Origin of the sequence: uncultured Amaricoccus sp., from assembly GCF_937891315.1 — a bacterium.
Taxonomy (GTDB): domain Bacteria; phylum Pseudomonadota; class Alphaproteobacteria; order Rhodobacterales; family Rhodobacteraceae; genus Amaricoccus.
In genome coordinates, this window is record NZ_CALAGI010000107.1 from 1 (window position 1) to 6414 (window position 6414).

General features: G+C 67.5%; 6 protein-coding genes. 4 read left to right on the forward strand and 2 right to left on the reverse strand.

What is annotated here, in order from left to right; translation table 11 throughout:
• Both Q0480_RS10060 and Q0480_RS10065 read right to left on the reverse strand, forming a co-directional pair.
• On the reverse strand, nt 1-290 hold a 290-nt coding region (locus Q0480_RS10060; RefSeq protein WP_299132548.1), incomplete at its 3' end, for a sigma-70 family RNA polymerase sigma factor.
• A 125-nt stretch (nt 291-415) separates the two neighbouring features.
• Nucleotides 416-1435: an RluA family pseudouridine synthase gene (locus tag Q0480_RS10065; RefSeq protein WP_299132537.1), complete on the reverse strand. Its 1020-nt coding sequence runs from the start codon at nt 1433-1435 to the stop codon at nt 416-418.
• Between Q0480_RS10065 and Q0480_RS10070 the strand changes: the two genes are divergently transcribed.
• The 4 genes from Q0480_RS10070 to rpoD form a co-directional block, all read left to right on the forward strand.
• Nucleotides 1434-1757 carry a DUF6476 family protein gene (locus tag Q0480_RS10070; RefSeq protein WP_299132538.1) on the forward strand — a complete coding sequence of 108 codons (324 nt, stop codon included), beginning with the start codon at nt 1434-1436 and terminating at the stop codon, nt 1755-1757. The genes Q0480_RS10065 and Q0480_RS10070 overlap by 2 nt on opposite strands.
• Nucleotides 1758-1876: 119 nt before the next feature.
• A complete protein-coding gene (locus tag Q0480_RS10075; protein ID WP_299132540.1) occupies nt 1877-2593 on the forward strand; it encodes a hypothetical protein in 717 nt (238 codons plus the stop codon).
• A 71-nt stretch (nt 2594-2664) separates the two neighbouring features.
• A complete protein-coding gene (gene dnaG, locus Q0480_RS10080) occupies nt 2665-4650 on the forward strand; it encodes a DNA primase (RefSeq protein WP_299132543.1) in 1986 nt (661 codons plus the stop codon).
• 105 nt (nt 4651-4755) lie between these two features.
• Nucleotides 4756-6414: RNA polymerase sigma factor RpoD (gene rpoD, locus Q0480_RS10085; protein WP_299132546.1), on the forward strand; the 1659-nt coding region annotated here is incomplete at its 3' end.

Below are 6414 nucleotides of genomic sequence, written 5' to 3' on the forward strand. Positions count from 1 at the left end.
TATTCCTGGATCGAGGCGCGGATCCACCACATCGCGTAAGTCGCGAGGCGGAAACCCTTTTCCGGGTCGAAGCGCTTCACCGCCTGCATCAGCCCGACATTCGCCTCCGAGATCACCTCGGCGGTCGGCAGTCCGTAGCCGCGATAGCCCATGGCGATCTTGGCGGCGAGGCGCAGGTGGCTCGTCACCAGCTGGTGCGCCGCGTCCTTGTCGCCATGGTCGACCCAGGCCTTGGCCAGCATGTATTCCTGCTCGGGCTCGAGCATCGGGAACTTGCGGATTTCCTGCATGTACCGGGACAGGCCCTGTTCGGGAGACGGTGCGGGAAGTTTCGAGTAGCTCACGTGTCCTCCTCTGGCCGAGGCCCTGCGCCTTCGGCGACGTTCATCCTTAATACATCTCTCTCTACGGAGCGTTAAACGGTTGCGTTACCGCCGCGCCCGCGCAGCGCCGCGAGCAGCGCCTGGAAATCCTCCGGCGGCGGCGCCTCGAAACGCATCGCGGCGCCGGTCACCGGATGGACAAAGCCGAGCGTCGCGGCGTGCAGCGCCTGCCGCGGGAAATCCGCCGCCACCCCGGTTCGCCGACCGTAGACATGATCGCCGATCAGCGGATGGCCGGCGAAGGTCAGATGCACCCGGATCTGATGGGTGCGTCCGGTCTCGAGCCAACATTCCAGCAGCGCCGCGTCCGGCTTTGGGCCGAACCGCTCCAGCACGCGCGCCCGCGTCACCGCCCAGCGGCCGTCGCGGCTGAGCACCGCCATCCGCTTGCGGTCGCCCGGATGCCGCCCGATGGCGCCCTCGATCCGCAGCACGCCGCCCGGCTCCCAGCCTACCCCGCCGAGGCTGGCGAGCCGGGGATCCGAAGGGTCCGGCGCGCCGCGGGTCACCGCGAGATAGCGCCGCTCGAGATCATGCGCCTTGAACTGCGCCGCGAGGCCCTGATGCGCGACATCGTCCTTGGCGACGACCAGCAGGCCGGAGGTATCCTTGTCGATCCGGTGCACGATGCCGGGCCTGATCTCACCGCCGATCCCGGAGAGGCCGTCGCCGCAATGGTGGAGAAGCGCGTTGACGAGCGTACCGTCGCGCTGGCCCGGCGCTGGATGCACCACGAGGCCCGCCGGCTTGTTGAGCACGATGAGATGGGGATCCTCATAGCAGATGTCCAGAGGGATCGCCTCCGGCAACGCCGCGCCCGCCGTCGGCTCCGGCAGGGTCAGCACCAGTTCACCCCCCGTCTCCAGCCGCGCCTTCGGATCGCGCAGGAGCGTCCCGTCAGCGCGCGCCACCGCGCCCTCGGCGATCAGCTTCTGCACGCGCGAGCGGCTGAGGCCAAGCCCCTCTGGCACCGCCGCCGCCAACAGCTTATCAAGCCTCTGGTCGGGCGCGGTCTCCAGCGTGACCCGGATCTGGTGCGAAGGCGCGGGCATGGAAACGGCTCCCGAAGACTATCCCGAATCCCGCCGCCTGCGCCAGTTGCGCTGGCTGGTGACGGCTTTGACGGTGACGTTGATCGTCGGTGTCATAACCATTGTCGGGCTGCTTGTCATCCGGCTCAGCCGCCTTGCCCCGCCGCCGCCGCTGCCCGCGACCGTGCAGTTGCCGCCGGACGAGCGGGCGCTGGCGCTGACCCTCGGCTCGGACTGGCTCGCGGTCGTCACCGTCGACCATCTCGGCGCCGAACGCATCCGGGTCATCGACCGCGTCTCGGGCGCCGAACGCGGCCTTACCCTGATCGCCCCACGAGACTGATCGCGTTGCACGCAGGGCCGCGCGGGCGTACACTCCCGCGCATTGCGTGACATTTGTCCCGATTTTCGGACATGACCGTTTTCGAATATGGCCGGACAATCCGGACAGATGGTGGCCAGATGGCTGAACTCGTCAAGGCGTTTCGGGATTTCGTCGCGACCAACGGCTGGGCCTATCTGCGGGCCTGGACCGATATCGTCACCCGGCGGAGCCGCGCCTTCGACGATCTCGATCTCGGCGACGAGGCGGTTTTCGTCTTCGCGACGAAATTCATGATGATCAACGCGCTGCTCTGCTGCGTCTTCGAACTGCCGCCCGCGGCGCTGTCGGGGTTCAACTATGCCTCGGTCCAGTATGTCGGCTCGCTCTACCTGTTTCAGGTGACCACGTGGATCGCGTTGGCGAGCTTGCTGCATGCCTGCATGATCTTTTTCCGAGGCACGGCGAAATACAGGGAAACCGTGTCTCTCTATTTCTTCCTCACCGCGTTTCATCCGCCGTTGTCGCTGCTGCAAATGCCGCTCAGCCAGTTCCTGCTGCCAATCCTCGCGCGCCCCGATTTCGCCGGGCATGTCTATTCACCGAATCTGGCTTCAGAGATCATGGCCGCCGCGCCCCCCGGGCAGCTCCTCTTCCTGATCGTTTTCGTCTTGGCGTCCAACGCGTTCTTCTTTTGGTACATCTCCATCCTGATCCGGGCGAGCCTGCGCCTGCACGGTTTGGCCGGCGCGCGCGCCTTCATCGCCGCGATCGCTGCGTTTCTGGCGCAATGGGCCTTCGTGGTGTTGATGATCGGACCTCTGAACAACATCCTGCTGATGGCCTTCGCCCGGTAAGCGTCCCCGCTCCGGTCCACCCCCGATCTGTTCCCCTTGCCACGCCGCGCGCGGCGAAGGATATTTTCGCCATGTCGCTCCCCCCCGGTTTTCTCGACGAGTTGCGCGGTCGCGTTTCGCTGGCGCAGATCGTCGGGCGCAAGGTCGCCTGGGACCGCAAGTCCAATGCGACCCGTGGCGACTATTGGGCGCCCTGCCCGTTCCATCAGGAAAAATCGGCCTCGTTTCATGTCGATGATGCCAAGGGTTATTATTACTGCTTCGGTTGCCACGCGAAGGGCGACGCGGTCAGTTTTCTGCGCGAGACCGAAAATCTCGGCTTTCTCGACGCGGTGGAACGGCTGGCGGGGATCGCCGGCATGCCCGTGCCGGCGCGGGATCCGGCCGCCGCCGCGCGCTCGGTCGCCCAGACCGGCCTCGTCGAGGCGATGGAAGCCGCGGTCCAGTTCTACCGCCTGCAGCTGAAAACCGGCCGCGCGACCGAGGCCCGCGCCTATCTCGACCGCCGCGGCCTCGCCGCCGCCACCAGCGAGCGGTTCGAGATCGGCTATGCCCCCGACAGCCGGACCGCGCTGATCGAGCATCTCGCCGGCAAGGGCTTCGCCACCGAGCGCCTGATCGAGGCGGGCCTCGTCGGTCGGCCGGAGGGCGGCGGCACGCCCTACGACCGTTTTCGCGGCCGGATCATGTTCCCGATCCGCGATGCGCGCGGCCGGGCCATCGCCTTCGGCGCCCGCGCGCTCTCCGACGGCCAGCAGCCGAAATATCTCAACTCCCCCGAGACACCGCTCTTCGACAAGGGCCGCTCGCTCTACAATATCGGTCCGGCCCGCGCGGCGGCGGCCAAGACCGGCGGGCTCCTGCTGGTCGAGGGCTACATGGACGTGATCGCGCTGGCCCAAGCGGGTTTCGAACACGCGGTCGCCCCGCTCGGCACCGCCGTCACCGAGGAGCAGCTGGCGCTCGCCTGGAAGATCGCGCCCGAGCCGACCGTGGCGCTCGACGGCGACGCGGCCGGACTGCGCGCCGGGCAGCGGGTGGTCGATCTCGCCCTGCCCCTGCTCGCCGCCGGCAAGTCGCTGCGCTTTGCCATCCTGCCCGCCGGGCAGGATCCCGACGACGTGCTGCGCGCCGGCGGCGCGCGGGCGCTGGAACCGGTACTCGCCACCACCCGCTCGATGCTCGACCTCCTCTGGGAGCGCGAGACCTCGGGCGCGCCGCTCGACAGCCCCGAACGCCGCGCCGCGCTCGACGCCCGGTTGCGCGCGCATCTCGGCCGGATCACCGATCCGTCGCTGCGCGCCCATTACGAGGCCGACATCCGCGCTCGGCGCCAAACGCTGTTCGCCGAGACATGGCGCCCCGCCACCGCCCCGCGCCGGGGCGCCCGCCAGACCCCGCGCCCCCGCCGCGCCCGCCTGACCGAGGGCGCGCCGGTCGCCAGCACCCGCGCCTCGCCGCTCGCCCAGCCGGCGCACGACCCCACCGCCGAGGCCCGGATCCGCGAGGGTGCCATCCTGCTCGCCTGCCTCAACCACCCGACGCTCGCCGCGGCCTGCGAGGAGCGGCTGGAGCGCGTCGAATTCGTCTGCGCCGATCTCGCCGAGATCCGCGACGCCCTCTTGTCCACGCTCGGGGCGACCCCACATGCTCGCGACGGCGCGCACCCCCTGGCGGACCGGGTCGCCGAACAGGTCGGGCGCGATATCCTCGCCCAGCTCGGCGCCATCGGTCAGCTCAGCGCCAATCCGCATCTGAAAGCCGGTGCCGATCCCGACATGGCCGCGCTCGTGATCGAGGAGGAACTGACACGCCACGCCGCGCTCGCCAGCCTGCGCGCCGAGGCCATGGATGCCGGATCCGAACTCGCGCGGCCTTCCGGGGACAGGAGCCCGGACTGGATCGCGCCGCGCCTCAGACAGGCGGCCGACGCCGCGCACGAATCCTTCATCCTGTCCGGCGACAACGACGATCTCGGCGAGGAACGGTCAGAATTCGCCGACACAATGGCCAGCATCGAGGCCCAGCAGTCCGCGAAGACGCCCAGAAAACGCTGACGCGCGTCGCGAATCATTGCGAATCACTACGAATCAGTGATTCGTGCATTATATCCAGCGAATCAACCGAACCGGAAATTCATCCGGACAGCGACGGAGCCCCCGATGGCCGCCAAGGATACCGAAAGCAAGAAGACCGAGGAAGGCCAGGACAGCTCCGGTCCCATGCTCGACATGAGCCAGGCGGCGGTCAAGAAGATGATGGCGACCGCCAAGGCGCGTGGCTACATTACTTACGACGAACTGAACGAGGTTTTGCCGCCGGAACAGGTAACCTCGGAACAGATCGAAGACGTGATGGCGATGCTTAGCGAGATGGGCATCAACGTCATCGAATCGGACGAGGGCGAGGAGGAGGAACGCGAGGAAGCCGCCGACCTGACCGAATCGGACTCCGGCTCGCGCGAACTTGCCATGACGTCGGTCGGCGGCGAGGCTCTCGACCGCACCGACGACCCGGTGCGCATGTACCTGCGCGAGATGGGCTCGGTCGAGCTGCTCAGCCGCGAGGGCGAGATCGCGATCGCCAAGCGCATCGAGGCCGGCCGCAACACGATGATCCTCGGCCTGTGCGAGAGCCCGCTCACCTTCCAGGCGATCACGGTCTGGCGCGACGAGCTGCTCGACGAAGTGATCATGCTGCGCGACGTGATCGATCTCGAGACGACCTTCGGCGCCTCGATGGAAACCGACGAGCTCGCCACCGTCGCCGCCGCGCTCAAGACCTCGATCGAGCCGCTGGTCGCCACGTCGGATCCCGCGCCGCAGCCGCGTATGGATCCCCGCCCCGAGCCGGCGCCCCGCGCCGCCCGTGACGAGGACGACCACATCGAGGACGAGGAGGAAGAAGGTGAGCCGCGCCCCGCCGCGCCGGAGGAGGACGAGGAGGAGGACGCCGGCAGCCTGTCCCTCGCCGCCATGGAAGCCGCGCTGAAGCCGCAGGTGCTCGAGACCCTCGACCGCATCGCCAGCGACTACGCCAAGCTCGCCGAAATGCAGGACAACCGCATCTCGGCCACGCTCAACCAGGACGAGACCTTCTCCTCGGGCCAGGAGCGCGAATATCAGCGCCTGCGCGGCGAGATCGTCGAGCTGGTCAATTCGATGCATCTGCACAACAACCGCATCGAGCAGCTGGTCGATCAGCTCTACGGCATCAACCGCAAGATCATGACGCTGGACGGCGCCATGGTGAAGCTGGCCGACCAGGCGCGCGTCAACCGCCAGGAATTCCTCACCGAATACCGCGGGGCGGAGCTCGAACCCGGCTGGCTCGACCGCGTCGCCAAGCTGAAATCCCGCGGCTGGGACCATCTCACCACGCGCTACCGCGACAAGGCCGACGAGATCCGCCAGGAGATGGCCGAGGTCGGCCAGTATGTCGGCGTCGACATCTCCGAATTCCGCCGCATCGTGAACCAGGTGCAGAAGGGCGAGAAGGAAGCCCGGCAGGCCAAGAAGGAAATGGTCGAGGCGAACCTCCGCCTCGTGATCTCGATTGCGAAGAAATACACCAACCGCGGGTTGCAATTCCTTGATCTCATTCAGGAAGGCAATATCGGCCTGATGAAGGCCGTCGACAAGTTCGAATATCGCCGCGGCTACAAGTTCTCAACCTACGCGACCTGGTGGATCCGTCAGGCGATTACCCGGAGCATCGCCGACCAGGCGCGGACCATCCGCATCCCGGTGCATATGATCGAGACGATCAACAAGCTGGTCCGCACCAGCCGCCAGATGCTGCACGAGATCGGCCGCGAGCCG

Excerpts from the sequence above, each read along its gene's own strand:
- Q0480_RS10070 (WP_299132538.1), top strand. The coding sequence starts at position 1,434 with ATGGAAACGGCTCCCGAAGACTATCCCGAATCCCGCCGCCTGCGCCAG.
- Q0480_RS10065 (WP_299132537.1), bottom strand. The coding sequence starts at position 1,435 with ATGCCCGCGCCTTCGCACCAGATCCGGGTCACGCTGGAGACCGCGCCC.
- Q0480_RS10075 (WP_299132540.1), top strand. The coding sequence starts at position 1,877 with ATGGCTGAACTCGTCAAGGCGTTTCGGGATTTCGTCGCGACCAACGGC.
- dnaG (WP_299132543.1), top strand. The coding sequence starts at position 2,665 with ATGTCGCTCCCCCCCGGTTTTCTCGACGAGTTGCGCGGTCGCGTTTCG.